We start from the raw sequence: 26,247 nt of genomic DNA on the forward strand, positions 1-26,247 counted from the left end.
CTGGTGCCGCTGTAGACAGACGGCACCTGGACAGAGACACCAGCTCCGCCCCTATGACGCCATCACGGACGAATGGCTTTGTAGGTTCTCAATCTTCTTGTCTGGCCGAACGACTGACCTGGGCGTTCGCGGAGGCTTCTCATCGTTCTGTCCGGGCGAAATTCTCACTACGGCGTCCAGTTCTTGACTGGGCCCGGGACAGTCGGCTGAGACGGAGGCGGCGGGCATCGCCGCCCAGGGGCTGGCCTCGCGTTTCTCATCAACTTGTCCGATCGGACACCGCGCTGTACACGTTGATGAGAAAGGGACAGGTCAAATGAGTCCCTACAGGCTTGCATCCTTGTCAGGGGCGGCCGAAGAAGGTGGGGTAGAAACTCCTGGACAGGTCCGAAATACGGACCTTCTTCCCTGGTCGGGGCGCCTCCACATAGCGTCGGTCGCCCAGGTAGACAGCCACGTGGTGGACACCCGACTGCCGTCCGTTGGACGACCAGAAGAGCAGGTCACCGCGGCGGAGGCTGCTCTGCGAGATCTTCGTGACTGCTCCGTACTGGTCGGAGGCGACGCGCGGCAGGAGGATCCCGGCGCGCCGGTACGCCTGCTGTACCAGGCCGGAGCAGTCGTAGCCGACGGGGCCGTTACCGCCCCAGATGTAGGGCTTGCCGAGCTGGGCAAGGGCGTAGTCCACAGCTCGTTCGACACCGGAGCTGCGGCTGGTGCGAGTGGGTGCCGTCTTCGGCTCCGAGGAGGTGGACGGGGAGCCGGCGGTATGCCTGCGCTGTACGTAGATGTCGTAGTGACTCGTCCAACGCCACTGCCCGTGGGACCGGAACCAGTACCTGGTGCCGTCCCACCCCTCGCGCTGCGGCGCCAGCCACGTCTGCTTGGTCAGAGCCTGCCGGGTGCGCTGGAGGTAGATGCTGTAGTGGCTCGTCCATCGCCACTGGCCCTTGGACTGGAACCAGTACCTGGTCCCGTCCCATCCCGCCTTGCTCGGGGCTGGCATGGCCTCGGCCGAGGGCGCGGTGGCCACCCCCAGGCCCACCACGCCCGTGGCGAGAGCGAGCACCACACCGGCCGCCCGCCTACTACGGGCGCCCTGGCGACTGTGCAGCGGTTGCTCGGTTCCCGCGGCCACGTCCAGGACACCGAGCTCCGTGGTGCAGTACTCGCAGTCGTCACATCCCTCAACAGCGCCTATTTCGACGAACTCTGTCGATCCGGCCATTGGCTTCCCCATTCCTTGAGGTTCGCGCTCGGGGTGAGCAGCGAAAGCACGAGCAGGCGCAGGAACGTGGGGTCCTGGCCTGCGGACTGTTGCTCGTCGGCGCCTTCCTTGGCCCTGATCTGCTCAAGGGCAGCCCAGGCGACATCGACGGCGTCACTGATGACAGTGCTGCGTAGTTCGGCGTTGAGCTCGGCCCGCTGCAGTCTGCGGATGTTCTCGGCGATCTCCGTGTCGTAACCGAGGGAAAGCTGTTGGACGGAGTAGATCTCCAGGCCCAGCGGAGCCATCTCGGCCACCAGGGCGCGGGTCATTTCCTCGCCGAACCACTTCCCGTCCCGCAGCGTCGGCCCGGGTGCGCCGAACCGGTCGCACGGCAATGTCGCGGCGACTTCGCACACCGTTGCCGCCGCCTGTTCGCGCAGGAACTCCTCGTGGTCACTGACCGCGAATGTGGCCCGGGCGGTATCTTTTACCCGCCAGACGAACAGTAGGCTGACGACCACCGGATGGCCGACGCGGTCCACGGCGGCTATGGAATCGCCCCGGAAGTGGCGCAGCCGTACGTCCACACGGTGCCGCCTGAGGAAGGGGTTCACCCACAACAGGCCGGTCCTGCGAACTGTGCCCCGGTATCGCCCCCACCGGGACAGCGCGACGGCGAAACCTGCCGGGTTGCTCATCAGGCCACTCACCGCGAACAGCAGGGCAACGCCGAGACAGATGAGGGGTACCGGAGCCGGATCGGGCGGGTTCACCCAACGCTTGAGGTAGGGGACCCTCCCCGCAATCACAGCGATGGCGGAACCGCACAGCAGCACCCATAGCAGCGCGATCCAGCCGGGCAGGACCAGACGCGGGCGGTACTCACGCACATCCGTTACGAGACGCGGTGTCCGCCGCCGTACCTCGCCGGGTGTCGCTGGTTCGGGAGAGAGGTCTGGGCCGGGATCCGGAATCGGCAGGAAATCAGCAGGGAACTCAAGCGTGCTCTCGTTGTGTGTAGCCAACTCCTCGGGCTGCTCCAGATCTTTGAATGGCGTGGTCCCCAGACGCTCAACGAAGAGGGGGAACTCACCGGCGGGCGGCACCGAGTTCACAGGCGGCCCTACACGTTCGTCCTTCAACCGCGGCTTCCTCTTCACCATGTCAGCCGGCCGCACTGACCGGACCTGGGTTGATGAGGCCCCAACTGGCGCTGCATGACGCAGGGAAATCGCGGATCTATGTGACGTACAACACAAGCAGTGTGCGGCGATCACTCCACGAGAGTGATTCCGCAGCTCAAACCGCCTCCACGGGAGCCCGGGTACGCCCACCCTCCAGGCATCACCCCATCAATCTCATGGAGGCCGGAACTGGGCGTTATTGACGCTTTAACTTACGGCTTTCTAACGTGTGACCACCCATTTCAGCCAAGGGTGCCGCGTTCCAGTAGCAGTCCCCCATCTCACCGCATGTAGAGGGCTCATGAGCGACAGACCTGCCACCCCCCATCCGTCCACCGAGGCCAGCGACGCCAAACTGATCGCCTCGGTGCGTGCCGGCGACAGCGCGGCATACGAGGTGCTGTACTCGCGGCACCGCAAGGCTGCCGCCGCCTGTGCCCGACGCTTCGCCTCTCGCGAGGCGGACGTCGATGATTTGGTCGCCGAGGCCTTCGCCAACGTTCTGGCCGTGCTACGCAAGGGGGCAGGCCCCACCGAGTTCTACCGCGCCTACCTACTGCGCACGATCCAGCACTGCGCCTTCCGTAGTACCAGGGAGCAGCAACGAACGGTACTCACCGACGTGTGGCACTCCAACCAGCTGGCCGAACCCATGAGGGATGCCGTGACCGAGGCATTCGACAGTCGGGCGGTCGGCGAGGCCTTCAAATCCCTGCCCGAGCGCTGGCAGGCAGTGCTGTGGCACACCGAAGTGGAGGGCGAGACACCGACGGTCATCGGGCGCCTACTGGGACTCCGACCGAACAGCGTCTCTGCACTGGCCTACCGCGCGCGCGAGGGCCTGCGCATCGCCTACATCCAGGCCCACATCACCACCATGCCGGACGAGGCATGCCGCAAGCACGCAGCCAAGCTGGGCGCCTACACGCGGGACAAGCTGAGCCCGACGGAGACAGCCCTCGTGCAGGAACACCTGGACAACTGCGAGCACTGCAAAAGCCTTTACCTCGAACTGGCCGATGTCTCGTCCTCGATCCGCACGGCCGTCGTCCCCCTGTTCCTCGGCCCGGCCGCGGCCACCTATCTGCTGCGCACCCCGGGGCACGTCGCCCAGGCGCACCATACTCGTATCCTCCACGAGGCCAAGTGGACGAGCGGCAAGGCCCTGATCGGAACGGCCACAGCCGGCGTCGTGCTGGGCGCCGGCGCCCTCGCCCTGACGCTCTCCGGTACCCACCACACCGCCGGACACAACACATATGCAGGAACGGTCGAACAACTCTGGGCGCCTGGCAAAGAGCCGTCGCCCTCGACGTCCCCCAGCGATCCCTCCGCCAGCCCGACGTTGCCCCGGCAGCGTCCTGTGGCCGACGCGCCAACCGCCGCGGCGGCGGAGTCGCCCGGCGCCATACCAGCTCCCCGAGAGCCGACGAGCCCGAGTGCCTGGCCCGCGCGGCACGACATTCGGTTGCCTGCCCGCGTCACTTGGGCTGCTGCGGCGCCCACCGCCGACGCGACGGCCAACCGCACCGTGGGACCGACCGCCGAGCCTGCACCGTCCGACGCGCCCGAATCCGCCTCGCCCGAGCCGTCCACATTGATGTCGACCGAGACCGCGAATCCGAGGGCGACGCCGCCCCCTTCCAAGCCCGCGGCCCCGCGTGAGACTCGGGCTCCGTCCGAGTCGGCATCGCCCACCGCATCCACGGCGCCGAGGCCCGCCCGGTCGGGCGGGGGCCAGACTCACCCCCTCCCCTCGACGACAGTCCCCCCCACGCTCATTTGTTGGGGGTTCGAGCTGGACGGCCTCAGCCTCACCATCGGAACGCGCTGCTCGACGACCACACCAACTCGCTTGATAGGTCGACCACTTCTTGAGGCCCGCCCGCAAGTGACAACCGACCGAGACAATCCTCTCCCGGTTCGCCCCTTGCCGACCAGAACTCCCAGTCCTCATGAACCATCAGCCGTACCGGCCCCCACGAGTCCGCCCGGAACGACGAAGCGGTAGTCACCACCGGGCGGCGCCGGACGGCCGAAGACCGAGCTGGTACCGACCGATGGCGAGGGCAGGCCGTAGAGCCTCGTTGCACCACAGGATGCTTCCCAGTCTCCGCGGCATCCCAGGCTGCATCGCCGCCCGTGGCCACTTTCTACGCCGCAGCCTTTTCGACCCTTGGCCAGCGCTTTCTGCTCGACGACGCAGGTATTTGAACAGGTAATTGGACGAGCAATCATCAGCGACTGAAAGATCACCGGCCCGTCAGCCGATGTGATCGCTGAACTCGTCGCCGAGGTCGGCGCGTTGTGGCACGAACGACACCAGGCGAGGCTTGCGTCCCGGCCCCGGAAACGGGCGGTGGGCGCCGGAGCGAAGCACCGGCTGGTGTTCGTCGACCGGGTCCTGGCCGCCCTCGTCCTCTCCCGCACGCCCGTCAGTTAGGGGTCGTCAAGCTCCTGGCCGATGGATCCGCAATGGAGATCCTCGCCGATGCTGGCTACCAGGGTCTGGGGGTACAGACCGGCGGACGCCTGGTGACATCACGCACCGCAAGTTCAAGGAGAACGCGCCGGACTGGTACGAGGGGATGTACGAGCGACAGCGCAAGGCGCATTCCTCGCGTCGCATCCGGGTCGAGGACGGCATCGCACACCTGAAGAACTGGCGAGCCCTGGTCCGCCACCTCGGTCCTCGCGAGCACATGGGCGACATCGTCCAAGCCGTCGCCGGTCTGCTGTCCCATCAGCAGATTACGGACCTGGCATCCGCTCAGCAGATGTGTGCATCGGGCCTCAGCGAAGTCTCGTCGCCTCACCGCCAACCATGCACGAGCTCGTTGGCGGGGAAGGCGCGGGTCCGCAGTCCGCGTGCGCGCGTCGAGAGGGAAAGTCCAACGCCGCCGAGAAGGAGCAGAACGAGGCCGGTTGCCTGGCTCCACGCACCGGCCGCTGTGATCGTGGCAGCTGCGGGAGTGCCTTTGCTGATGAGGATGCTGGAGAGAGACCCGTTGTACATTTCTCAGTCCTTCTTCTGTTCAATGAGCTGCTTGGTAGCCCAGGCGATCCGTGCTGCGGCAGTCCCGTTGCCATACGGGCAGGGCTCATTGGCCAGGCGGGCGACAAGTTTTCGGTGACGGGACAGGATTCCCGCGACCGCAGGAACGATCTGGTGCGGCGCAGCCAAGCGGGCGAAGCCCGCCTCCATCGACTCGGCTCGTTCGGCCGAGGAGCGGACGACAACCAGCGGCCGCTTCAGTACGGTCACTTCCTCAGCTACGCCGCCGGAGTCTGACACCAAAACGGCGGCGTGTGCGGCCAGCGACAGGAACTCGCGCGAGCCGACCGGATCGATGATCAGTATCCGGGAAAGCGCATCCTTGCAATCGGCCCTCTGCACCGCCCGCCTGGTACGCGGGTGCATCGGGAACAGCACCGGCATCCGGTCCACCAGACTGGCGAGGGCCTCGATGATGGCACGCAGCGTCCGAGGATCATCGGTGTTCTCCGGGTGGTGGATGGTTGCCAGAACGTAGGCATCCGGGAGCATTCCGTACCAACGCAGGAAGGCTAGCCGGTCCTCCCTGCTGGGCAGCTGCGACTCGACCGCCTCGACGATGGTGTTGCCGGTCAGTATGACGCGGTTGTTGGGTATTCCCTCGAGTGCCAGATTGGCGTGGTTGTGCGGCGTGGCAGCACAGCACAGGTCAGCCAAGTGGTCGGTGATGACCCGGTTGTGCTCCTCGGGCATGGTCCGGTCATAAGAGCGCAGGCCCGCGTTGATGTGGACCAGCGGTACCCCCACAGCATTGGCCGCGAGGGCACCGGCGGCGGCGGTGTTCGTGTCGCCCTGCACCAGCACGGCCGAAGGTGACAAGGCTGCGAACACCCGGCCCAGCTCGGCAGTCAAGTAACCGAGGCAGCCGGCGCGGGTCATACTGCCCGCCTCGAGCCTCACCTCCGGCGTGGGCAGGCCGAGCTCGCGCCACAACTGGCCGGACATGGACTTGTCGAAGTGCTGGCCGGTGTCGATCACGGCGCTGTCGTCATCGAGCAGAGCATTCACCTCGCCGATGACCGGGGCCAGCTTGATGATCTCCGGGCGGGTACCGACGACGACCGCCACCCGACGCCGGTCGGGGACGCGGCGCCCCTCCCCCGACTCGGCTTGCCGTGGGGGCGGGATCTGGGGCCAGTTCATACGTCGACCCGCGAAGCACGCCGCCGCCACCCAGTGATGCCGAGGGCCAGGCTCACGGCTCCGAAGGCGCCAACCGCGGCGGAGGAATCAATCAGCGATCCCCCCAGGCTCTCGTCGACGCTGGTCGTCACGGACGAGCTGTTGTTCGATGCGTCCCGATCGGTCAGCGGCCCCGTCACACGTGCGTTGCTGGTCAATGTGCTGTCGGCCGTGCCCGGCGCTGTTGCTTGCACTCCGATGGTCGCCGTACTGCCGACCGGGAGGCTCGTTCCGGTGCATGTGTGAGTGCCGGACGCTGTGGAGCAGCCCTGCGTGGTCGTGGTCGCTCCACGGAAATCCGGCGGCAGCTGATCGGTCACGGTGTAATCGACGGCCGACGGACCACTGTTGGTCACGTAGATGCGGTAGTCGACAGTGCCGTTCGGCTGCACAGCAGACGGGCCGTACTCCGAGATCTCCAGGTCCGCGCAGTTGGTGCTGCTGGCCTTTACATTGTCGATCACGACGTTTTTGACATAACCGGCGGAGACGTGGGACTCGTCCCTGTCCATGCCGAACTCCAGGTTCCCACTGGAGGCAACATCGTCAGGCAGCGTAACGGTGTACATAGTGCTCTGCCTCTGGGCCGGGCCGGTAGCCAGCTTGATCGAGGCGCTGTTGCCCGCTGCCACGGTCGCAGTCCGGGGCGAGACGTTGGGCCCGGGCCCAACGAGTTTCGCATGGACGGTACTGCCGTAGGAGACCGTGACCACGGCTGCCTGCGAAGCGCCGTCCATGCCAGCCCAGCTCCAGTCGAAGGGGAACTGAGCGCCGCTCGTCGGCAGGTTCGACATGGAACGGGACAACGACTCGGGGCTGAGAGACTCGCTTGAGTCCGCCCAGGTACTACCGCCGTCATCCGATTTCCACCCGCCGGTGTGGTCCCAGGCCGAGTCAGAGCTGAGTGACTGTTCGCAGCTCGGAGCGGCCGCGGAAGCGATGGTCGCCCCTACGGTGTTCAGAGCGAGCCCGCTCATGGAAAACAGCGCCGATGCGAATACGCCGCAAACCACCATTTCTGCTGTCCACTGCCGCGTCTCCATTTCCCTGCCTCTCTCGCCGCATCCACCGCGTCTGCCGGTCCCGGCGGCATGGGGCTGTGATGTCAACATCCTGTCCTCGATCTCTGCGAACACCGCCGAAACGAACCAGGCGATACAAGGGCCAGGTTTGGGTCTGTCTCTGCAGACGATCGAGGCGGTCTGCGATTGCACGCGGAGATCAACGCGGTTGTTCGCAGCAGGAGACGCAGTTGCACGCGCATTCAGGACCACGGCAGCCGTTCCCCTCGGACCAGCCTCCGAGAGTCAAAATCCCCATACGAGCGGCCGACTGACAGAGGAATCAAACGAGCTCGTGTGACTCTCCTCACATGCATGGCGTACGGCGTAAGCGATCTGGCCCCACTGTCTCTCGATTGCACACACCGCACTGTTGCTGCGGTCTAGACAGGAGGTACAGGCAACGATGGGGGCATTCCGCCAACGAAGTTGCGACAACTGGGCTCAGGCGACCGATAGCGAACTGGTGAAGGCCACCCGACAAGGGAAAATGGATGCCTATGCCGAGCTGTGGATTCGTTACGAGAATGCCGCCCTCAAGCTGTGCCATAGCCTCACCCAAAGAGATGTTGACGACATCGTGTCCGAGTCTTTCGCTCGGATCCTCCACCACCTGCGCGCAGGCAAGGGCCCGCACACCAACTTCCGGGCTTACCTGTTCACCACTGTCCGCGCCCTGATCATCGACGGCTGCCGGGCAAGGTCCGCCGATACGGTTCTGATCGGCGATCCAGAGCAGCTTGATGCGCTGGCTGGGACGACGAGGACACATGAGCCCTGCGACGTGGCTGACTTGGCCAAGTCTGCCTGGGACTCATTGGACGCGCGCGATCAATCCGTCGTCTGGGCAAGTACGGTCCAGGGCTACAGCACGACCGAGATCGGCGTGAAGCTCGGCATCCCCACACCCAAGGCCTCCGTCTGGCTGCACCGCGCCCGCAAACGGCTGCGCACCGCCTTCCTCACCGCCCATATCCCTGCAACCGATGACTCGGTGTGTGCTGCCTACCGGCGCTACTTCGCCCCATATCTCCAGGGCAAGTGCTCCGTACCACGCCGTACTGAACTCGCCAGCCACGTTGCGGCGTGCTCGCCATGCGCTGATGCCTTCGCGGCCGCGCGCCACATCTACTTCCGGATGGCGGCCAAGCTACGACGGGCCGGGCCCCATCGAAGAGACGGGCAGACCGATGACGTCCCAGAATGGCCGTCGGGCTGATGGGCTCCGCGGTTCTCCAGCCCGCCTCCGGGCAAGTGCCTCGCGTTCACCCCCGGTAGGCCGCATCGACGAGCCGACAAAATCCGCGTCATAGCGGCGGCACATCGGCCTTTCCCTGTCCAGCCATCAGGGCAAGCTCCCCGGCCTCCCCACGTCACCCCGGCTCTGCCATTCTTTCTCGCCCGTGGAGGGCCTTCGTGACTGTCACCAAGTCTCCATACGCCGACGCTCGTACGGCAACCATCCGTCCAGGCCGCCCCTGTCAGGGGTCATACATGTCGACGGCTCGAAGACCGCGACGCTCATCCTATTCGCTACAGCCGCCTCCACTGGCCGTCCCGTGAAGCTGGACACCGTGCCCGCCGGCGAGGACACACTGGCGATGCTCACCCTGATCAAAAGCTGCAGCTACCGCATCGCACGGCCGGTCACCGGCCCGGAAATGGTGGTGATGCTGCCCGCCCCCGGCCGATCGTCGGCCCCTGATCTCGCACAAGCACCGCAGTTCCGCTCCTCGTACTACCTCATCCCCGTACTACTGCCCTCAAGCGGCCAGGCGGCCTTGCCCTGGCCACCGGGCGGCGGTATCGGCGACCGCCGTATGGAGTTGCACTTCGGGGTCTACAAGGCGTTCAGTGACTCGGTGGTGGTTCATGAGTACGGCTACCGAGTGCGCGCGACCGACAACAACCGCGATGAACTTCAGATTCGTCTACCGTGCCGCTCCCGTAGCGCAAGCGTCGCAGCCGTGATGAGCCAGACTCCTCCGCGACTCCGCAACCACCAACCTCAGTCCGGAGGCACCAGTCTGCTCAAATGCCTCAGGAGTTGTGGATGGAGGGTGGGGTTCAGCAAAGACATGGCGACCGTCGGCCCACCATCGCACGGTCAGGACTGCGCACTTCCTTGGACAGTTCCGGGCGACAAGGCGGCGGCCGGGGCGCTGGCCTGTGCAGTCGCAGCCACCGGCGGGGTCGCTCGTATAGAAGGCATCCGCGGTCGAGACCTCGCACCTTAGCCTCGATTCACCGGTGGACTGCCGAGGTAGCTCGTCTGCCTCGCCGTCGCGAAAACGAGCAGGATGATGACTCCGGCGACGCGGCTCCGCAGCGGCCGGCTGTCGTCGGTGAGAAGCTGGCCGAGAAGGCTCGCGCTCGTTCTGAGAGAGCGGGGCTGCCCGGCGGGCCTGCGGGGGCGACAGCCCAAAAGCGCCGGGTGGGTTTGGTGGTCTGGCACCACAGCAGGAAGGGCCGCAACCGTCGATCCACCACGGTTGCCGTTCCCAGCACACCAGCTCCTCTGCCGTGGGCCGGTGGAAAAAGCCAGCCACAGCCAGGACTGGCATAGTCCCGCTGCACTGCTGAAGCCGATCAGGCCCTAATTCTACGTAAGATGACGGATGTAATGCCCCCTACGGCGCCTTAGGGTCAGAGGAGTCCCCGCGGTAAACCAGAGGGACGGAAGTGGGCGGCGGACGGGCCACATGTCACGAGCAGTCGCCTCAGGCACTGGACAGCAGTATGGGAGGCATAGGCAGCCGAGACGGACGCCAGGTGAATCCCGACCCTGAGTGGTTGCGTCCAGGCTCCGTCCCGAGGAACGACGTGTAGAAGACGGTTTTCAACGAGGCCGAGCGATACGGCACCGACTTCTGGGACGTCAATCGGGCAGCAAGGCCAGGTCGCCCGGCCCTCCCCCACATGATCTCGTGCAGTGGCACACCATTGGCGAAGATCCCCCGACAAACCTGCGGGCTGTCACGGAAAACTGTCAGCCTGCCAGACCTCCAAGGAGAAGCCCGAAGTGGCCGAGCTCTTCTACGACGACGACACTGACCTTTCCCTCATCGCGAACCGCAAGGTCGCGGTCATCGGCTACGGCAGCCAGGGCCACGCCCACGCTCTGTCCCTGCGCGACTCGGGCGTCGACGTTCGCGTCGGCCTTCCCTGGAGCTCCAAGTCGCGTCCCAAGGCCGAGGAGCAGGGCCTGCGCGTGGTGACGCCGGCCCAGGCGGCGGCCGAGGCCGATGTCACCGTGATCCTGGTGCCGGACCCGATCCAGGCTAAGGTCTACGAGGAGTCCATCAAGGACAACCTGAGGGACGGCGACGCGCTGTTCTTCGGTCACGGCTTCAACATCCGGTTCGGCTTCATCAAGGCCCCGGCCGGTGTGGACGTCTGCATGGTCGCCCCCAAGGGCCCGGGCCACCTTGTCCGCCGCCAGTACGAGGAAGGCCGCGGCGTGCCGTGCATCGCGGCTGTTGAGCAGGACGCGTCTGGCAACGCCTTCGCGCTGGCACTCTCGTACGCCAAGGGCATCGGCGGCACCCGCGCCGGCGTCATCAAGACCACCTTCGCCGAGGAGACCGAGACCGACCTGTTCGGTGAGCAGGCCGTGCTCGCCGGTGGCGCCTCGGCACTGGTCAAGGCCGGCTTCGAGACCCTGGTCGAGGCGGGCTACCAGCCCGAGATCGCGTACTTCGAGTGCCTCCACGAGCTGAAGCTGATCGTGGACCTGATGTACGAGGGCGGCCTGGAGAAGATGCGCTGGTCAGTCTCCGAGACCGCCGAGTGGGGCGACTACATCACCGGTCCCCGCATCATCACCGACCAGACCAAGGCCGAGATGAAGAAGATCCTCGCGGAAATCCAGGATGGGACCTTCGCCCTCAATTGGATGAAGGAATACCACTCAGGTCTGCCGAAGTACAACGAGTACAAGAGGGCTGATGCGAACCACAAGTTGGAGACCACCGGCAAGGAGCTTCGCAAGCTCATGGCCTGGGTCGAAGGCAGTGCCTGATCTTTCGCGTGCCCCTGGTGCAGCCGCCGGGAGGCCAAGGCGCCACGCCGTCGGGTGCGGGATCAATCGCTTCACACGGCATCAGGCCAGCCCGCTAAGCCTCGATCCACCGAGCAATGGCCGGTCCAGGGCTTGGACATGAAGACGCGGATGCCCTCTGAGCTGGGATGATGGGACTTCCTACGGTTCCACCTCCACAGAGCAAGAGAACATCCGCAAGATGCAATCTTCCTATACCGCTTCGGCGGTGTCCGCAGCGTTCGATGACACGAATCTGGTCGCGCATGCCGGGCTTGTCCCGGTGATGCGGCTGGGGGGCGGTGCGGGCTTTCCCGTCTGGTGGCGGAGAAGCTGAAACTGACCGGGGCGAAGAACGGCGCGGGTGCCGGGCGGACGCCAAGGCCATGAGCATCGTGGCCGGGATGGTCGCGTGCGGACAGCACCGAGGACCTGGACGTACTGCGGCACGGTGCGATGCCCGCGTTGTTCGGCGGTGTCCGTGCCCCGTCCACGCTGGGCACGGTCCTGCGCGCGTTCACCCACGGCCAGGCGCTCCAGCTCCATGCCGTGCACCGCAGATTCCTGGCCGCACTGGCCGCGTAAACCCCGCTGCTGCCCGGCGCGGGGCAGGTGGCGTTCATCGATGTCGACTCCACCCACAAACGCGTCTACGGCCACACCAAGCAAGGTGGCGAGTACGGCAGGTTCAAGGGCATCCGCACCCTGCACCCCCTGCTCGCCACCATCTGCACCCCGAATTCGCGGCCGGTGATCGCCGCCGTGCGGATGCGCCGCGGGAAGGTAGCCGACTCCCGAGGCGCTGGCCACCGCCCGCAAGGCCGGCTACACCACCCGCATCCTGCGCGCGGACTCCCAGTTCTACAACGCCGGGGTGATCGCCGCCTGCCGCCGGGCACGTGCCCGGCGGCCATCACCTGCGGCAGGAAACCGTCGGTCAAACGGGCCGTTCACAGCATCCCCGACACCGCATGGCAGCAGATCACGCCGTGCCCGGCCCCGACACCGGAGAGCTCATCTCAGAGCCGAAGGCGCCGAGATCCCCGCTTACACCGCCTTCGCGAGCCGAAAGAAGAACGAGCGGGTCACCGCCCGGCTGATCGTGCGCCGCGTCCGCGACCTGGCCAAACCCGCCGTCATGGGCGAACAGGGCGAGCTGTTCCCGGTCTGGCGGCACGGCCCGTTCTTCACCGACACCCCCGCACCGACCCTCCAGGCCGAACGCGAACACCGTCACCACGCCGTCGTCGAGCAGGTCATCGCCGACAGCAAAGCCTCCGCCCTGGCCCACGTGCCCTCCGCACACTTCAACGCCAACGCCGCCTGGCTCACCCTGTGGGCGATGGCCTACAGCCTGCTGCGGGCGGCCGGCTCGCTGACCTCCGCTTTCCACGCCAAGCCCACCACTGCCACCCTCCGCGCCCACCTGATCCATGTTCCGGCCCGGATAGCCCGCTCCGCACGGCGCATCACCGTGTGCCTTCCGCACAACTGGCGCTGGCAACACGCCTGGACGCACCTGTTCGAGACGGTCCACGGCCCACCCGCACCGGCCTGACAGTCCTTGTGTGTTCCTGTCTGCGCATTCAGGAATTGGGAGGGTCGGGCGGCGTCATGGACGGCCGAACACGACTCTCAGTCCATGGAGACAGATACGCGTTTAAATGGAGTGAGGGAGTGGATGTGTCGGTGAAGAAGCTTGACCTCGGTCTCGTGTCGGAGAGCATGTCGGCATACGAGGAGTGGACCGAGCGGGCGATGTGTGCGCAGACCGACCCCGAGCGGTTCTTCCCCGAATTGGGTGGCACCGCGGCGGCCGCGAGAAGGATCTGCAGCCGGTGCGAAGTCAAGGCGGCGTGCCTGGAGTACGCGCTGAAGAACAACGAGCCCTACGGGGTCTGGGGAGGGCTCACCCGGCAAGAGCGTCGCCGTATGAAGCGCAGTTCTTGATCCGCCGGTTCTCCGGCGGAATGCGACTACTGATCTTTTCGTAAGTTCGGTGGGTGTGGTGGCTGGATGGTCAGGCCGGTGTGGGCGAGGTAGGACCATGGCAGGTGCTGGTTGTGGTTGATCCGGTGGACGCCTTGTTCGGTGGCGTCGGCAACGTCGGCGAGGTGGTCGCCGGCGAGGTTGGCGAGTTCGCGCTTCTTGAGCGACGACCAGAGCAGTTCCACCGGGTTCAGCTCGGGTGCGTATGCGGGTAATCGCTCGAGGGTGAGCCAGTCCTGCTCGGTGACCCAGGCTCGCATCGCCCGGCTCCAGTGGGCGGACAGGCCGTCCCAGACCAGGATCACTGGCTCGCCACGGTAGAACGCTTTGACCTGTTCAAGGACCTCGATGAGAGCGATGGTGTCGTAGCTGCCGGGCTTGAGGTGGAAACACAGGCGAGGACCGCGGTCGAAGTCGGTGGAGTGGTAGCCCAGAGCCGCAGCCATCGACGCACGCTTCCAGTTCAGCCGGTGCCGCAGAAGCGGCGTGCGGCCGCGAGGTGCGTAAGTACGGCGGATCTGGGGCAGCAACGAGACGCCTGATTCGTCGAGGAACACGATCCAGGCACGTGTGTTCACCGCCCCCTTTTGATGCGCGGCCACTCGTGCGTGATCCAGCGGGCGATCTCGGACTCGTCCCGCTCCACCGCCCGCCGCTCAGGCCGCTGCAGACTCCACCCCAACCGGCCGGTCAGCAAACGCCACACCGACGCCCGTGACAGGGACACTCCTGTCACCCGCTCGACGACCGCGCCGACTCGTTCCAGGGTCCACAGATCGGCCTCGAATCCATGAGCCTGGGCACCTCGCTCCAAGGCGGCCCGCACAGTCTCGACCTGGGCGTCATTCAGCTTGGGCGGGCGCCCGGTGGCCGGACGCCGGCGTAAGGCTGGAGCACCCCCTTCCTCCCACACACGCCTCCACCGCCGCACGCTCTCGGCACACACTCCCACCGCCCGCGCGATCTCCGGATTCGACCCGCCCTCCTCAAACAGCTCGACCGCCCGAACACGACGCGCCTCCGCCAACTGCGGCCGTGACAACGGAGGTACGGAAGAACCAGACGCACAGGACAAAGGTCGATAAGCCATCCCGACAGCCTCCCACCCACAAAGCCACCACACCCACCGAACTTACGAAAAGATCAGTAGGGTCTGTTGCGAAAGTAGATCTTGGTCGTGGTTGATCACGCCCTGTGGGGCGTGGTGATCTGGCGAATGGACAGGGGGCCCGGCTTGAGCCGTTGTTGCCGCAGGGCATCAAGCCGGGCCGTCCGCCGGTGTGGACGCGGCGGCAGCTGATAGAAGGCATCCGGTGGCGGACCCGTGCCGGTGCTCCCTGGCGTAATGTGCCGGAACGCCACGGGCCCTGGGATCGGGTCTACGACCTGTTCCGGCGCTGGCAGCGCGACGGCACCTGGGCCAGGATCGTCACTCAGCTCCAAGCTCAGGCGGACGCGAAGGGCCTGATCACCTGGGACGTGAATGTCGACTCCACCGTCTGCCGGGCCCACCAGCACGCCGCCGGGGCGTCCAAGCCGCCGAGCCAGCCGCGGTCTCGGACTCTCCCGAGGCAGGCTGACCACCAAGATTCACCTTGCCGTCGAGCAGAGGCAGAAGCCGCTGAGCGTCGTGATCACAGCCGATCAGCGGGGTGACTCGCCGCAATTCGAGCCGGTCCTGGAAGCCCTCCAGGTACCTCGCCTTGGTCCGGGCAGGCCCCGCAGGCGGCTGGACCGGGTACAGGCCGACAAGGCGTAAACTCCCACCACAACCGGGCCCACCTGCACAAACGCGGGATCAAGGCGACCATCTCGGTCCCCGCCGACCGCGTCCGCAACCGCAACCGCCAGAAGCTCGGCTCCCGAAGCGGTCGGCCGCCGAAGTCCGATAAAAACGACTACCGCGAACGGCATGCCGTCGAGTGCGGGAGCAACCGCCTCAAACGCCACCGGGCCGTGGCCACGAGACACGACAAGCTTGCCGTCCGCTACGAGGCGACCGTGTTGGTCACAGTCCTCAACGAGTGGCTGTGACCAGCACTTTCCCAACAGACCCTTGGAGCTCCGTGGATGCCAAGTCTGTCATCTCTGGTGAGGTTGTCGTTGCTGAAGGCGCGTTCGCGCCTGGACGCCTGGGCGAGCTGACCCGGATTGTTCCGTTCGAGATGGTCGACGAGGTGCTGGTCCAAACCGGCAGGGTGCAGGCACGGATACAGGATCTACCCTCCCCGGTGGTGGGGTACCTGCTGCTGGCCGGGTGTCGGTTCCCCCAGCTGGGCGGGCGGCAGGTATGGCAGCGGCTGACGGCGGGGCCGGCGAGGATACCGGTCGCGGCTCCCACATGTGGTGCGCTGTTACAGGCCCGCAGGCGGGTGAGGGCCGCGCCGCTGCGGTGGCTGTGCGCGGTCCTGCCCCGGGGGTCGGTGCCGCCAGTGTGTGGTGGGGCGGCCTGCTGGTCTGCACGGTCGACGGCACGACGATGACCGTGCCCGACAGCTCGGCGAACCTGGCCGAATACACCAAACACCGCTGCAACAACGGCGGTTCGGGATATCCGGCGCTGCGCCTGCTGACGCTGGTGCCCTGCGGCACCCGCACGATCATTGACGCCGTCTTCGGACCGACCGCCAACGGCGAGACCCCCACGCAGCCCGCCTGCTGCACAGCCTGCGTGAGGGCATGATCGTGCTGCCGGACCGCAACTTCGCCGGCCAGACGCTGGTCACCGCCATCACCGGCGCCGACGCGCAGCTGCTGGTCCGGGGTCAGGAACGCCCGCCGCCTGTCCGTCCTGTGCCGCCACCGTGACGGCTCCTAACTGTCCAGGATCGGCCCCGTTCCCGTCCGCGTCATCGACTGCGAGATCACCATCGCCACCGCCACCGGCCGCCGAACCGGTCTCTCAGAGTGAAGAGATCCCATCACTCCGTTGATCATTCTGTTGGATGTGCAGCCGGACCGGTCACCTGTCGGCCGTGAGGCGGGCGAGCCCTTCGATGATGCGCCCGGTATCGGGGATGAGGGCCGATGCCAGAGCCGGGGCGGCGGGCATGCGCGCGTCAGGCACGCCGATCCTGGCCGGGCGCCCGCGGAGCACTCCCGCTTCGGCGACACGGGTGATGACCTCGGCGCCGAAGCCGGCGGTGGTGTTGGCTTCGTGCACCACGGCCAGTCGCCCGCCGGTGCGCTCGACCGACTCGATGACGGTGTCGGTGTCGAAGGGGTTGAGCCATGGGGTTTCGATGACGGCCACGAAAGTTCCCTGTGCGGCGAGTTGGTCTGCGGCCTCCAATACCCGGTGTGTCATGGCGCCCCAAGTGACGACCGTCGCTGCCTGCCCCGAGCGTCGCAGCACGCTGCCGCCAATGGGGGCAGGCGGGCGGCCGGTGACGATTTCCTGCTTCTGGCCGAAGTACAGCGTGCGGTTGTCGAAGACAATGACCGGATCGTCGCAGTGCACCGCGGAGACCATGATGTCGTACGCGTCCTGTGGGCTGGAGGGCATGGCCACCCGCAGTCCGGGGGTGTGCAGAAAGAGCGCTTCAAGGTTCTGGGAATGTTGGGCGCACGCACCGGGTGAGTTGCCCTGCTGAGTTCGTACGACGAAGGGCGCAGTGAGCTTGCCTTGAGAGACGTACCGAACGTTCGCGGCCTGGTTGATCATCTGGTCGAGCGCGACAAGGAAGAAGTCCGCCCACATGATCTCGACGATCGGCCGACGGCCCATCATCGCAGCGCCGACGGCCGAGCCGAGGATCGCGGACTCACTGATGGGCGTGTCGAAGACGCGGTCGCCGAACTCCTTCCACAGCCCCCGGGTCACGCCGTGCACTCCGCCGGGCTTGGCCACGTCCTCGCCGTACAGCAGGGTCTCGGGCACCTCGGCCAGGACGCGCTGCAGTGCAGCGTTGACGGCGCCGGAGTAGTTGACCTTGATGGTTTGCTCAGGCATAGACGTGCTCCCTCGCGCTGTCGCTGTCGGCCAGCGGGTCGGCGAGCGCAGCCTGCGCGGCCTGCTCGACCTCCTCGCGGGCGTTCTTCTCCACTGCCGTGATCTCTTCGGCCGCGACACCCGCCGCGGTCAACTCCCGCACAGCCCGTGCGATCGGCTCCTGCTCCCGGTCGGCGGCCAGTTCCTCGCGGGTGCGGTACTGCTGGGGGTCGCCAACGTAGTGACCGACCAGTCGCTGCGTGGCGAGTTCGACGAAGGCCGGGCCACCGCCCGTGCGGGCTGCCGCGGCCAGGTCGCCGATCGTCCGCCGGACCAGATCCGGGTCGTTGCCGTCGATGCGCACGGCGGTCATGCCCAGTGCCCTCGGGCGGTCGGCGAGGATGTCGCTGCCCACCGCGTCCTTGATCGGCGTCAGCTCCGACCAGCGGTTGTTCTCGCAGATGAACAGGACGGGCAGGCAGGTGGCGGCGGCGAAGTTCATGGCCTCGTGCACGGATCCCTGGTTCATCGCACCGTCGCCGAACACAGTGAGGGCGATCCGATGGGTACCGTCGTAACGGCCCGCGAGGGCGGCACCCACGGCGATCGGCGCGCCCGCGCCCACGATCGAGTTCTCGCCGTGGAAGCCGTACTCCGGGGCGCTCAGGTACGCGGAGCCGCCGCGGCCTCCGTTGACGCCGGTGGAGCGGCCGAGAAGCTCGGCCATCAGCGGACGCAAGGGCGTGCCGCGAGCAATGGCCCAGCCGTGCCCGCGGTAGGTGGCGAACAGGGCATCACTCCCCTCAAGAACGCCGCAGGCGCCGACCGGTCCGGCCTCCTGCCCGATGCACAGGTGGACCGACCCGCGGATGTCCCCCGTTCCGCAAAGAGCCTGCGTCTTTTCCTCAAAGGCGCGGATCCGCCACATCGCCCTCAGGTCGGCCATGAGCCGTTCATGCATCGCGCTTCACTGCCTTTCCGTTGCAGTCAATCGATTGTCCGGAATATAAGTCAGGCCAGGAGGCTAGACAAGGGATCGCCCTGAACGGACCGAATGGTGAGGACCGCCGGATCGCGCGGTTGCCGACGCACCCTTCCTGACCTACGTTAGGCAAACGATTGATTCGTGTGTCAGGTGCCGGGCGCGCCGCTGCCGGCGACAGGTGAGAGCCTGCAGTCGGCACTGGGCGGCATGGTATCCGGCGAGACAGTCGAAACGCTCAGCGCACTGGTGCCGGAGGACTACGTGGGCAATCCGCGTACAACGGTCGACGCGGCTCCGGCCGCGTGGCGCGACCGTGACTGCACGGGGCCGGACCCCACGGCGAAAGGGAGCAGACGATGGGACGCTTCGAAGGACAGACGGCGACTATCACCGGAGCGGGCGGCGGGATCGGCAGGGCCTGTGCGCAGTTGCTCGCCGAAAAAGGCGCAGGCGCCGCCCTGCCAGGCACTGAACGTCTGCGGCGGCATGCAGATGAACTAGCACCCAGGCAAAGGACATAAGACATGCTGCAAGGCGTATGGCACTTCAGCTTCACGGTCGCGGATCTCGACCGTTCCGTGGACTTCTACACCAGCCTGTTGGGCTTCGAACTCGTCCATGTCCAAGAGCAACGCGGCGACTACACCAGCCGCCTGGTGGGATACCCCGACGCACACCTGCGGATCGGCCAGCTAGCCGTCCCGGGCCGGGCTCCCAGCCATTCAACCCACGACCTCGAACTGGTGCAGTACCTGAGCCCCACCGGAACCCGGCAGGACCCGCAGATCTGCCACCCCGGCGCGGCCCACATGGCCCTGACCGTCGACGACATCCACGCACTGCACCGCACACTCGAACGCCGTGGCGTGCGATTCTTCTCCCCGCCCAACGCCATCACCTCCGGCGTCAACGAGGGCGGCTGGACCTGCTACTTCGAGGACCCCGACGCCATTGTCCTGGAGCTCGTACAGCCCCCCGTCCATCGGGTCGCGCAGGCCGCCACTGCCCCCAGCAGCCGCAGCTAGGCCATACCGCGATGTCCGCCCTCGACCGACCAGGAAGGAGTCCACCCCTCATGCTCGACGTACTGGCCCCCATCGCCGCTGCATGTGATATCTCCGTCGCGCCAGAGCACCGGCTCCCCCTCGCGATCGTCGGTGCCGGCGCCATCGTGGACGTTGCCCATCTGCCCGCGTACCGCTCAGCCGGTCTCGAGGTACGCGGACTACTCGATCTCGACACCGGCCGCGCCCGCGAGATGGCGGAACGGCACGGGGTGCCGACCGTCTACGCGTCGCTGGACGAACTGCTGTCCGACCCCGGCGTACGCGTGGTGGACATCGCCGTGGCGCCGCAGGCCCAGTCGGAGATCGCGCTGCGCGCCCTGGAGGCAGGCAAGCACCTGCTCTGCCAGAAGCCCTTCGTGTTGGACGAGACGACCGGCGAGCAGCTGGTCGCGGTCGCGGACCGGCTCGGCCTGAAAATCGCGGTGAACCAGCAACTGCGCTACGACGAGGGCATCGCCGCCGCCCGGGCCATGGTGCATGCAGGGTGGATCGGCGAACCCACAGCCATGACCTTTACCGTGGACATCGCCACCGACTGGACCCCGTGGCCCTGGCTCGTCCGCAGCGAACGCCTGGAGATCATGTACCACTCGATCCACTACCTCGACGCCGTACGTTCAGTGCTCGGCGAACCCGAGACCGTCTTCTGCACCGGCGGTCGCACCCCCGGCCAGGTCGTCACCGGCGAGACCCGCACCATCAGCACGCTGGTCTTCCCGGGCCACGCCCGCGCCCTGGTACACGCAACGCACGAGAACCGCACCGGCGACCCGCAGGCGCTCTTCCGCATCAACGGCTCCCACGGCAGCATCCGGGGCACACTTGGCCTGCTCTACGACTACCCCAACGGCCGGCCCGACACCGTCGAGGTCAACAGTCGAGCCTTGCCGACGGACGGATGGCTGTCCTACCCGGTGACCCACCGGTGGATTCCCGATGCCTTCCTCGGCCCTATGGCCTCGCTACTCCGTGCGGTCGCCGACGACGGCGAACCGTACCCCTCGGCCCGGGACAACCTTGGCACGATTCGCCTGGTCGACCGGCTGTACGCCTCAATGGACGCCGGCCGTAGCATGCCTATGGGAAGATGATCGTGATGACATCGAAACCAGCCCAGACCGGTAAACGAGCCGTCCCTGAGCGGACCAAGCGCGGCACACCGGCCACGGGCAAGGTCACGCTGAATGACGTCGCCCTGCTCGCCGGAGTGGACCGGTCCGTGGTTTCCCGAGTGATCAACGACGACCCGCGACTGAGCATCAGGCCCGACACCCGCAAGCGGGTACTGGAGACGATCGAGAAGCTCGGCTACCGGGGCAACGCAGCGGCGCGCAGCCTGCGTACAGCCCGGTCGCACATGATCGGGTTGCTTATCCCCGACTTCGCCAACCCCGTCTACGCCGAGATCATCAAGGGCGCCGAGGCCGAAGCCGGTAACCTGGGGTACGGGCTGATGACCGCCAGTTCGGAGGGCGTGCGTCAGAGCGTCGGGCACTACGTGGAACTGTTCGGGCAAGGGCGCGTCGACGGGCTGCTGTTGGCGGGTGAGGAGTCCGGCCGGGAGATGGAGCAGCTGCGGGCGCTGCGGGTCCCTTGGCTGCAGGTGAACCGTCGCATGGGGGGCACGGACCGGTATGTCGTGCTGGATGACGAGCACGGCAGCGGACTGGCCGTTGAACACCTGGTGGCATTGGGCCACCGGCGCATCGCGCACATCGCGGGACCAGAGACCGCCGATACTGCGCGCCGCCGCCGGATGGGATACACCGAGGCCATGAGCCGGGCCGGCCTTACGGCGGACCCCTGGCTGATCATCCATGCGGACTACACCCCCGCCGGGGGGCGCGCGGCGATGGACGAACTCCTCGCCGCACCGCAGCGCCCTACCGCGGTGTACGTCTCCAATGTCGCATCGGCCGTGGGCGTGCTGCACGCCCTCCACATCGCCCACGTGGCCGTGCCGGACGACATGTCGGTGATCGCCATGCACGACATGGTCCTCGCCGATCACCTCGTGCCTGCCCTGACCACGGTCCGCATGCCCCTGGGCGAACTGGGCGCCCGTGCGGTCCGCCTGATGGCTACTTGCGGCCCGGCGGACCCGATCGCGCAAGTTGTCACCGACCCCGTCGAGATCGTGGTCCGCGCATCGACCGCCCCCCCGTGCACAGACGACTGACCAGTGGGCGCCTCGCCGCCGTCCCCTCGCAGCACGGCCCTCAGTCCTCCGGTGGGCTGTCCTCCAGTGGGTGGTGGGCCAGTGCCGTTATGCGCGGCCCCGGTCGCGCTCCGCGGTCAGGAGCGCCTGCCCGGCGGCGAAATGGACCCCGCTGGCAACGCTGTCCCACTCCGCGGCAGCCGGGTCGACAACCCGGTGCGTGTGCCACAGGCCGTACAAAAACCATGCGGAGTCCAGGGCCTGGGGACTGTCCAGGGACAACCGGCCGTGACCGCCGGTGAGTCGGCGCTGCGGCTCCACAGCTGGTGAGGAAGTCGTACACAGTGTTGTGCTCATCTGGAAGCCCGCGGCGATCGTGCCGTAGCGCCCATGCTCCGGCCGGGTAAACCAGCGTGCCGATCCAGGTACTGCCCCCACGTGTCGGGCGCCGCCAGCTGGTAGCCGAACCGCTGAGCGAAGCCCGCCCGCTCCGCCGGGTCGTCGTACAGGTCCGCCCGATACAGCAGCATCATCGGCCCGACGTGGTAGGGCACGCCGTAGGTCGACCCGTCTCCGCACTGTAGCTCGCGCAATGCCGGATGCCAGACGTCCGGCCACCCGGCCGGCGGCGCCTGCGCGAAGAACCGGTCCAACGGCAGCAACTTGTCGTCCGCGATCAGGGCAGGCAGCCAGTCGGTGACCACCATCAGCAGATCGGCCTCCCCCTCGTCGCGGCGCCGCCGACCACAACCTGCTCTTGGAGATCCAGGATGTCGGGCAGCCGGTGCTCGGCCAGCCCGGCGGCCACCTGGGAAAGCTGGCGGCCAAGCGCGCGGTCAAGGCCGTCGAATGCGCGCCCCAGCAGTCGTAGGGGTTGTTGCGCTGCGGACATGGGCCTCCTCCGGGCAGCAAGTCCGGTCTACGGTCATCACACCAATAGGTCAATCGATTGCTTATCAGCATGTACCCGACCTCGCCCTAGGTCAATGTCCCGCACACGTCGACGACGGGCCGATGTTCCCTACGCGACCGCTGCCGGCGTCCTGGTCGCGAGTCATCGAACCCGCATAGGTCAATCGATTGGTTCCCGTTTTCGCCGCCTCGCGAGCCCAGGCCCGACGTCATCACCGCACCGAACGGACGCTGACCCGTCCGCCGTCAATGGCGCAACACGGTGCTCGTCTCACCCTGGCCGTGCCGCACCCCCATCACGTCGCGGCCACTCCGTGTAGGCAAAGCCTTGACACCAAGTTGCGCACATGTAGCATCCGGCATCAAACACGATCTGTGGAGGATGCGCCGTGGCACAGAAGAGCAACACTGCGTTAGCGCGTCATGAGCTGGTTGGTGCAGGCTCCGGCAGCCCTGACGGGCTTGGTTACCGCCTTGGCAGCCCCGTAGCGCATCGACGAGCCCAGTAGAACCTCTGGGTCGACCTCGGAGCCCTCGTCTCCGGCGGCCCGCCGCTCAACCCCGGCCGGAGCGACAGCCAAGCTGCCGCTCTACGCCCCAACGTGGCCATCGCAGGTCTGATTGCCACGATCTCCGTATTTCCCTTCTCTCAGCGCTTCCTGGTCAAAAGTCTGCTCGAAGCGCCCTCAAGGGCCGTTTGCGAGCGTGATTCTGTGCGGGGGCATCACCGGCCTTGCGTCTCGCATGTCTGGCGGGTGCCTTTCTGCTCCGCACAGAGGTCCACGGTGACGGGATCGTCGCCACCCACCTGTGCATGGTGGTCCCGAACACGTCCTACGAGTCCTTCACCCTGGCCAATCCCGTGCAGCGAGAAGCGGCCGTCGACTCTTGGGGTCTCGTCCACGCCTGCCCTGCACCGGGGACCGGCCACGAGGGGAAGCGGGAAAGCGCCGGTGCCCCCACCGGACACGACCGCTGCATCGCCCGAGCCATGGCATGAACCACCCCGCACACCCGCTCCACAATTCAGCAGCACAGGAGAGTGATCCACATGACAAGACGCAAGGTTCCGCGGGCTCGCCGAGCGATAGCCCGGCTGTCCGCGGCACTGATCGGAATGACGGCATGCTGGGGTCTGCAACCCACCACGGCGACCGCGGCTGTGCAGGCGACGTACTACGCCTCACCCGAGGCCAAGGGCACGGGCGACTGCTCGACGCCGGAGAACGCCTGCAGCCTGGAGGCCGCCAAAGAGAAAGTCCGGCCGCTGACAGCGGCCATGACCGGAGACCTCGTCGTCGAGTTGGCGGGCGGGACCTACGTGCTCCCCGACAAACTGACATTCGACTCAGGCGACTCGGGTACGAACGACCACGACGTCATCTACCGGGCGAAGGCAGGCGAGAACGTCGTACTCAGCGGCGGCTACACCATCCCGAAGGGCACGTGGACAGAGGACAAGGACAACCCAGAGAAGCACATCTGGAAAGCTAGTTTGCTGGACTCGAAGGGCGAAGTTGCCCTGAACAACACCCGGCAGCTCTGGGTCGACGGCCAGCGCGCCGACCTCGCCAGCGCAGCGGCCAGCGAAGTCTTCGGCACGATGGAAGAGGACACGGACAAGAAGGGATTCACCTTCACCAGTGACAAAACCAAGGGCTGGACTAACCCCGAAACGGCCAACGTGGTTTACTCGCCTGCCGGCAATCCGTGGAGGCATTCGGTCTGCCCGCTTTCCTCGGTATCCGACAGCCGAGTCATCGTGACGAACCCCTGCCAAGACAACGCGAACCATGGCAATCACTGGGGCGCCCTTGGCGTGCCCACGGCCGTGGAGAACCACAAAGAGCTGCTGAGCTCGCCGGGCCAGTTCGCCATCGACCCGGTCGCCCACGAGATCTACTACATCCCGCGCGAAGGTCAGACCATGAGCACCGCCACGGCCGTCGCAGGCAAGCTGCAGACCCTCGTCAACCTGGCAGGGACCCCGGACAAACCTGTGGAGCACATCCAGTTCACCGGCCTCGGTTTCAAGCACGCCACCTGGCTCCTGGACGACTATGGCGTGGTGGACGCCCAGGCCAACGTGCGCTTCACGAAATACGCGGCGGACCGGAAACCGTCGAGTACAGAGTTCGGCGCGGATAATGTTGGCTTGCTCCCGGCGAACATCACCTGCCACACCTGCAAAAACGTCTCGTTCAGCGGGAACACCTTTGAGCACCTCGGCGGAAGCGGTCTCGGCTTTGACGGGGGCGGCAACGACAACTCGGTGACCGGCAATGTGATCACCGATGTTTCCGGCAATGGCGTCCAGATCGGGGCCGGCGACATCTACAAGGAACCCGCCACGATCGAATCCAACTACGCAGTGAAGAACAATTACGTGCACAACGTGGCCAACGAATACATCGGGGGAGTCGGCATCCTGGCCACACGGGTAAAGCACACCAGCATCTCGCACAACAACGTCTTCAACGTGCCCTACACCGGCATCTCCCTGGGCTGGGGCTGGGGCTATAACTCCAGCACCATGGTCGACAACCACGTCGACAACAACTACGTCCACAACGTGCAGACCTCAGCGATGAGGGACGGCGGCGCGATCTATGTCCTGGGGACTCAAGGGGCGTCCCCGCGCTCGACCATAAAGGGCAACTACCTCGAGCAAAACTCCCAAGACTTCGCTTCGCTGTACCTGGACAACGGATCCAGCTACTGGGACGTGGAGAACAACGTTGTCGGCGGCTACACACCGCACTGGGCTTTTGTCCAGAACGGAGATCGCATCGCGCATGACAACGTCGTGCAGAACAATTACATCGGCTCTGACGCAGGGAGTTCCCACGAATCAACGGTGCCGGACAGCACAAGCGACCCGCAAAGCACCAACAAAGCCGGCCTGACGACCTGGCCGACGGAGGCACAGAACATCATCTCCAACGCCGGACTCGAGCCCGCGTACGCCGGGCTCCTGAACGGACCGGCACAGACGAATCTCGCGTACAAGAAGGAGACATTCGTCTCCAGCAGCTACTCGCCCAGCTATGAGGGCTCCAAAGCGAATGATGAGAGGGGGCTCGACAGCCAGGGGAACGCCAGCCTATGGTCCTCGACCGCCGATGACGCCAATGCCTATTGGGAGACCGACCTCGGAGCCTCACACAGCCTGTCGAGCGTGCAGATCCTCTTCCGCCAGGACCACGACGCTCCGACCCAGCGGCAGGACTTCGAAGTCCGAGTGTCGGACAAAAAGGACATGTCGACGGATTACACCGTTGCATGCAAGGTCGGCGGGACACCACTGCCCCACGCAAGCACCTACAACTGCCCGCTATCTGGTAAGTCCGGGCAGTACGTCGCAGTGGTCAGGACAGCCGGAAAGTCGTTTGCCCTGGAGGAGGTGAGGGTGTTCGGCCACTGAGCCGCCGCAGCGGCTGAGCACGCGCAGGATGCCTCGTCGGCGACGACGAA

General features: G+C 66.3%; 24 protein-coding genes and 1 pseudogene. 16 read left to right on the forward strand and 9 right to left on the reverse strand.

All coding sequences use genetic code 11. The features are described from left to right. Window positions 1-343: 343 nt before the first annotated feature. Together STRNI_RS09600 and STRNI_RS09605 are read right to left on the reverse strand one after the other, a co-directional pair. The gene (locus tag STRNI_RS09600) at window positions 344-1,228 is read right to left on the reverse strand and encodes a C40 family peptidase (protein WP_277410956.1); all 885 of its coding nucleotides are present in this window, start codon (window positions 1,226-1,228) and stop codon (window positions 344-346) included. Next, the gene (locus STRNI_RS09605) at window positions 1,198-2,352 is read right to left on the reverse strand and encodes an SPFH domain-containing protein (RefSeq protein ID WP_277410957.1); all 1,155 of its coding nucleotides are present in this window, start codon (window positions 2,350-2,352) and stop codon (window positions 1,198-1,200) included. Before STRNI_RS09605 ends, STRNI_RS09600 begins: the two co-directional genes overlap by 31 nt. A gap of 343 nt (window positions 2,353-2,695) precedes the next feature. Here STRNI_RS09605 and STRNI_RS09610 point away from each other — a divergent pair, with 343 nt between their 5' ends. Together STRNI_RS09610 and STRNI_RS09615 are read left to right on the forward strand one after the other, a co-directional pair. Further along, complete coding sequence (locus STRNI_RS09610; protein WP_277410958.1) at window positions 2,696-4,405, forward strand: sigma-70 family RNA polymerase sigma factor; 1,710 nt, start codon at window positions 2,696-2,698, stop codon at window positions 4,403-4,405. A 261-nt stretch (window positions 4,406-4,666) separates the two neighbouring features. Further along, entirely contained in the window at window positions 4,667-4,837 is a 171-nt protein-coding gene (locus STRNI_RS09615; protein WP_277410959.1) for a hypothetical protein, read from the forward strand. A gap of 576 nt (window positions 4,838-5,413) precedes the next feature. Here STRNI_RS09615 and wecB read toward each other — a convergent pair. Beyond that, window positions 5,414-6,517 carry a non-hydrolyzing UDP-N-acetylglucosamine 2-epimerase gene (wecB, locus tag STRNI_RS09620; protein ID WP_277410960.1) on the reverse strand — a complete coding sequence of 368 codons (1,104 nt, stop codon included), beginning with the start codon at window positions 6,515-6,517 and terminating at the stop codon, window positions 5,414-5,416. 71 nt (window positions 6,518-6,588) lie between these two features. Further along, entirely contained in the window at window positions 6,589-7,674 is a 1,086-nt protein-coding gene (locus tag STRNI_RS09625) for a hypothetical protein (protein ID WP_277410961.1), read from the reverse strand. 424 nt (window positions 7,675-8,098) lie between these two features. Between STRNI_RS09625 and STRNI_RS09630 the strand changes: the two genes are divergently transcribed. The 6 genes from STRNI_RS09630 to STRNI_RS09655 all read left to right on the forward strand — a co-directional run bounded on the left by STRNI_RS09630 (window position 8,099) and on the right by STRNI_RS09655 (window position 13,681). Then, on the forward strand, window positions 8,099-8,911 hold the full coding sequence (locus tag STRNI_RS09630) for an RNA polymerase sigma factor (RefSeq protein WP_277410962.1): 813 nt from the start codon (window positions 8,099-8,101) through the stop codon (window positions 8,909-8,911). Between the two features lie 184 nt (window positions 8,912-9,095). Continuing rightward, entirely contained in the window at window positions 9,096-9,929 is an 834-nt protein-coding gene (locus tag STRNI_RS09635) for a hypothetical protein (RefSeq protein ID WP_338149722.1), read from the forward strand. A 785-nt stretch (window positions 9,930-10,714) separates the two neighbouring features. Beyond that, a complete protein-coding gene (ilvC, locus tag STRNI_RS09640; RefSeq protein WP_277410964.1) occupies window positions 10,715-11,713 on the forward strand; it encodes a ketol-acid reductoisomerase in 999 nt (332 codons plus the stop codon). Between the two features lie 474 nt (window positions 11,714-12,187). Next, window positions 12,188-12,316 carry a hypothetical protein gene (locus STRNI_RS09645; RefSeq protein WP_277410965.1) on the forward strand — a complete coding sequence of 43 codons (129 nt, stop codon included), beginning with the start codon at window positions 12,188-12,190 and terminating at the stop codon, window positions 12,314-12,316. A gap of 256 nt (window positions 12,317-12,572) precedes the next feature. Further along, complete coding sequence (locus STRNI_RS09650) at window positions 12,573-13,289, forward strand: transposase (protein WP_277413220.1); 717 nt, start codon at window positions 12,573-12,575, stop codon at window positions 13,287-13,289. A 167-nt stretch (window positions 13,290-13,456) separates the two neighbouring features. Beyond that, window positions 13,457-13,681 carry a WhiB family transcriptional regulator gene (locus STRNI_RS09655; RefSeq protein ID WP_277413221.1) on the forward strand — a complete coding sequence of 75 codons (225 nt, stop codon included), beginning with the start codon at window positions 13,457-13,459 and terminating at the stop codon, window positions 13,679-13,681. Between the two features lie 26 nt (window positions 13,682-13,707). Here STRNI_RS09655 and STRNI_RS09660 read toward each other — a convergent pair whose 3' ends face one another. Continuing rightward, the gene (locus STRNI_RS09660; RefSeq protein ID WP_277410305.1) at window positions 13,708-14,298 is read right to left on the reverse strand and encodes a transposase; all 591 of its coding nucleotides are present in this window, start codon (window positions 14,296-14,298) and stop codon (window positions 13,708-13,710) included. Then, window positions 14,295-14,810, reverse strand: coding sequence for a winged helix-turn-helix domain-containing protein (locus STRNI_RS09665; protein ID WP_277410304.1), 516 nt, complete (start codon window positions 14,808-14,810; stop codon window positions 14,295-14,297). Before STRNI_RS09665 ends, STRNI_RS09660 begins: the two co-directional genes overlap by 4 nt. Window positions 14,811-14,914: 104 nt before the next feature. On the opposite strand from STRNI_RS09665, the pseudogene STRNI_RS09670 reads away from it, so the two are divergent. The 4 genes and pseudogenes from STRNI_RS09670 to STRNI_RS09680 all read left to right on the forward strand — a co-directional run bounded on the left by STRNI_RS09670 (window position 14,915) and on the right by STRNI_RS09680 (window position 16,528). Beyond that, a pseudogene (locus STRNI_RS09670) lies at window positions 14,915-15,754 on the forward strand (IS5 family transposase). Window positions 15,755-15,885: 131 nt separating this feature from the next. Continuing rightward, window positions 15,886-16,203 carry a transposase domain-containing protein gene (locus tag STRNI_RS41580; RefSeq protein ID WP_381845880.1) on the forward strand — a complete coding sequence of 106 codons (318 nt, stop codon included), beginning with the start codon at window positions 15,886-15,888 and terminating at the stop codon, window positions 16,201-16,203. Beyond that, a complete protein-coding gene (locus STRNI_RS09675; RefSeq protein ID WP_277410966.1) occupies window positions 16,119-16,403 on the forward strand; it encodes a hypothetical protein in 285 nt (94 codons plus the stop codon). The genes STRNI_RS41580 and STRNI_RS09675 overlap by 85 nt, the downstream gene beginning before the upstream one ends. Continuing rightward, window positions 16,400-16,528 carry a hypothetical protein gene (locus STRNI_RS09680; RefSeq protein ID WP_277410967.1) on the forward strand — a complete coding sequence of 43 codons (129 nt, stop codon included), beginning with the start codon at window positions 16,400-16,402 and terminating at the stop codon, window positions 16,526-16,528. The genes STRNI_RS09675 and STRNI_RS09680 overlap by 4 nt, the downstream gene beginning before the upstream one ends. Before the next feature lie 154 nt (window positions 16,529-16,682). Here the strand turns inward: STRNI_RS09680 and STRNI_RS09685 are convergent, their stop codons facing one another. Together STRNI_RS09685 and STRNI_RS09690 are read right to left on the reverse strand one after the other, a co-directional pair. Beyond that, window positions 16,683-17,672 (reverse strand): alpha-ketoacid dehydrogenase subunit beta, encoded by a 990-nt coding sequence (locus STRNI_RS09685; protein ID WP_277410968.1) that lies wholly within the window; start codon window positions 17,670-17,672, stop codon window positions 16,683-16,685. Then, window positions 17,665-18,597 (reverse strand): thiamine pyrophosphate-dependent dehydrogenase E1 component subunit alpha, encoded by a 933-nt coding sequence (locus STRNI_RS09690; protein ID WP_277410969.1) that lies wholly within the window; start codon window positions 18,595-18,597, stop codon window positions 17,665-17,667. The genes STRNI_RS09685 and STRNI_RS09690 overlap by 8 nt, the downstream gene beginning before the upstream one ends. Window positions 18,598-19,160: 563 nt before the next feature. Here STRNI_RS09690 and STRNI_RS09695 point away from each other — a divergent pair. From STRNI_RS09695 to STRNI_RS09705, 3 genes are read left to right on the forward strand one after another with little or no spacing between them, the layout of a single operon-like run. Further along, complete coding sequence (locus STRNI_RS09695; RefSeq protein WP_277410970.1) at window positions 19,161-19,661, forward strand: VOC family protein; 501 nt, start codon at window positions 19,161-19,163, stop codon at window positions 19,659-19,661. A 50-nt stretch (window positions 19,662-19,711) separates the two neighbouring features. Further along, window positions 19,712-20,794, forward strand: coding sequence for a Gfo/Idh/MocA family protein (locus STRNI_RS09700; protein WP_277410971.1), 1,083 nt, complete (start codon window positions 19,712-19,714; stop codon window positions 20,792-20,794). Window positions 20,795-20,799: 5 nt separating this feature from the next. Further along, window positions 20,800-21,882 (forward strand): LacI family DNA-binding transcriptional regulator, encoded by a 1,083-nt coding sequence (locus STRNI_RS09705; RefSeq protein ID WP_277410972.1) that lies wholly within the window; start codon window positions 20,800-20,802, stop codon window positions 21,880-21,882. A 332-nt stretch (window positions 21,883-22,214) separates the two neighbouring features. On the opposite strand, the gene STRNI_RS09710 is transcribed toward STRNI_RS09705, so the two are convergent. Then, complete coding sequence (locus tag STRNI_RS09710) at window positions 22,215-22,574, reverse strand: extracellular solute-binding protein (RefSeq protein ID WP_277413222.1); 360 nt, start codon at window positions 22,572-22,574, stop codon at window positions 22,215-22,217. Window positions 22,575-23,824: 1,250 nt separating this feature from the next. On the opposite strand from STRNI_RS09710, the gene STRNI_RS09715 reads away from it, so the two are divergent. Beyond that, complete coding sequence (locus STRNI_RS09715) at window positions 23,825-26,197, forward strand: galactose-binding domain-containing protein (RefSeq protein ID WP_277410973.1); 2,373 nt, start codon at window positions 23,825-23,827, stop codon at window positions 26,195-26,197. Window positions 26,198-26,247: the final 50 nt, after the last annotated feature.

The organism is Streptomyces nigrescens (assembly GCF_027626975.1).
Lineage (GTDB): Bacteria > Actinomycetota > Actinomycetes > Streptomycetales > Streptomycetaceae > Streptomyces > Streptomyces nigrescens.

Excerpts from the sequence above, each read along its gene's own strand:
- STRNI_RS09630 (WP_277410962.1), top strand. The coding sequence starts at position 8,099 with ATGGGGGCATTCCGCCAACGAAGTTGCGACAACTGGGCTCAGGCGACC.
- STRNI_RS09700 (WP_277410971.1), top strand. The coding sequence starts at position 19,712 with ATGCTCGACGTACTGGCCCCCATCGCCGCTGCATGTGATATCTCCGTC.
- STRNI_RS09690 (WP_277410969.1), bottom strand. The coding sequence starts at position 18,597 with ATGGCCGACCTGAGGGCGATGTGGCGGATCCGCGCCTTTGAGGAAAAG.
- STRNI_RS09685 (WP_277410968.1), bottom strand. The coding sequence starts at position 17,672 with ATGCCTGAGCAAACCATCAAGGTCAACTACTCCGGCGCCGTCAACGCT.
- STRNI_RS09625 (WP_277410961.1), bottom strand. The coding sequence starts at position 7,674 with ATGGAGACGCGGCAGTGGACAGCAGAAATGGTGGTTTGCGGCGTATTC.
- STRNI_RS09705 (WP_277410972.1), top strand. The coding sequence starts at position 20,800 with ATGACATCGAAACCAGCCCAGACCGGTAAACGAGCCGTCCCTGAGCGG.
- STRNI_RS09715 (WP_277410973.1), top strand. The coding sequence starts at position 23,825 with ATGACAAGACGCAAGGTTCCGCGGGCTCGCCGAGCGATAGCCCGGCTG.
- STRNI_RS09695 (WP_277410970.1), top strand. The coding sequence starts at position 19,161 with ATGCTGCAAGGCGTATGGCACTTCAGCTTCACGGTCGCGGATCTCGAC.
- STRNI_RS09600 (WP_277410956.1), bottom strand. The coding sequence starts at position 1,228 with ATGGCCGGATCGACAGAGTTCGTCGAAATAGGCGCTGTTGAGGGATGT.
- STRNI_RS09680 (WP_277410967.1), top strand. The coding sequence starts at position 16,400 with ATGATCGTGCTGCCGGACCGCAACTTCGCCGGCCAGACGCTGGTCACC.
- STRNI_RS09655 (WP_277413221.1), top strand. The coding sequence starts at position 13,457 with ATGTCGGCATACGAGGAGTGGACCGAGCGGGCGATGTGTGCGCAGACC.
- STRNI_RS09665 (WP_277410304.1), bottom strand. The coding sequence starts at position 14,810 with ATGGCTTATCGACCTTTGTCCTGTGCGTCTGGTTCTTCCGTACCTCCG.
- STRNI_RS09645 (WP_277410965.1), top strand. The coding sequence starts at position 12,188 with ATGCCCGCGTTGTTCGGCGGTGTCCGTGCCCCGTCCACGCTGGGCACG.
- STRNI_RS09610 (WP_277410958.1), top strand. The coding sequence starts at position 2,696 with ATGAGCGACAGACCTGCCACCCCCCATCCGTCCACCGAGGCCAGCGAC.
- STRNI_RS41580 (WP_381845880.1), top strand. The coding sequence starts at position 15,886 with ATGGTCGACGAGGTGCTGGTCCAAACCGGCAGGGTGCAGGCACGGATA.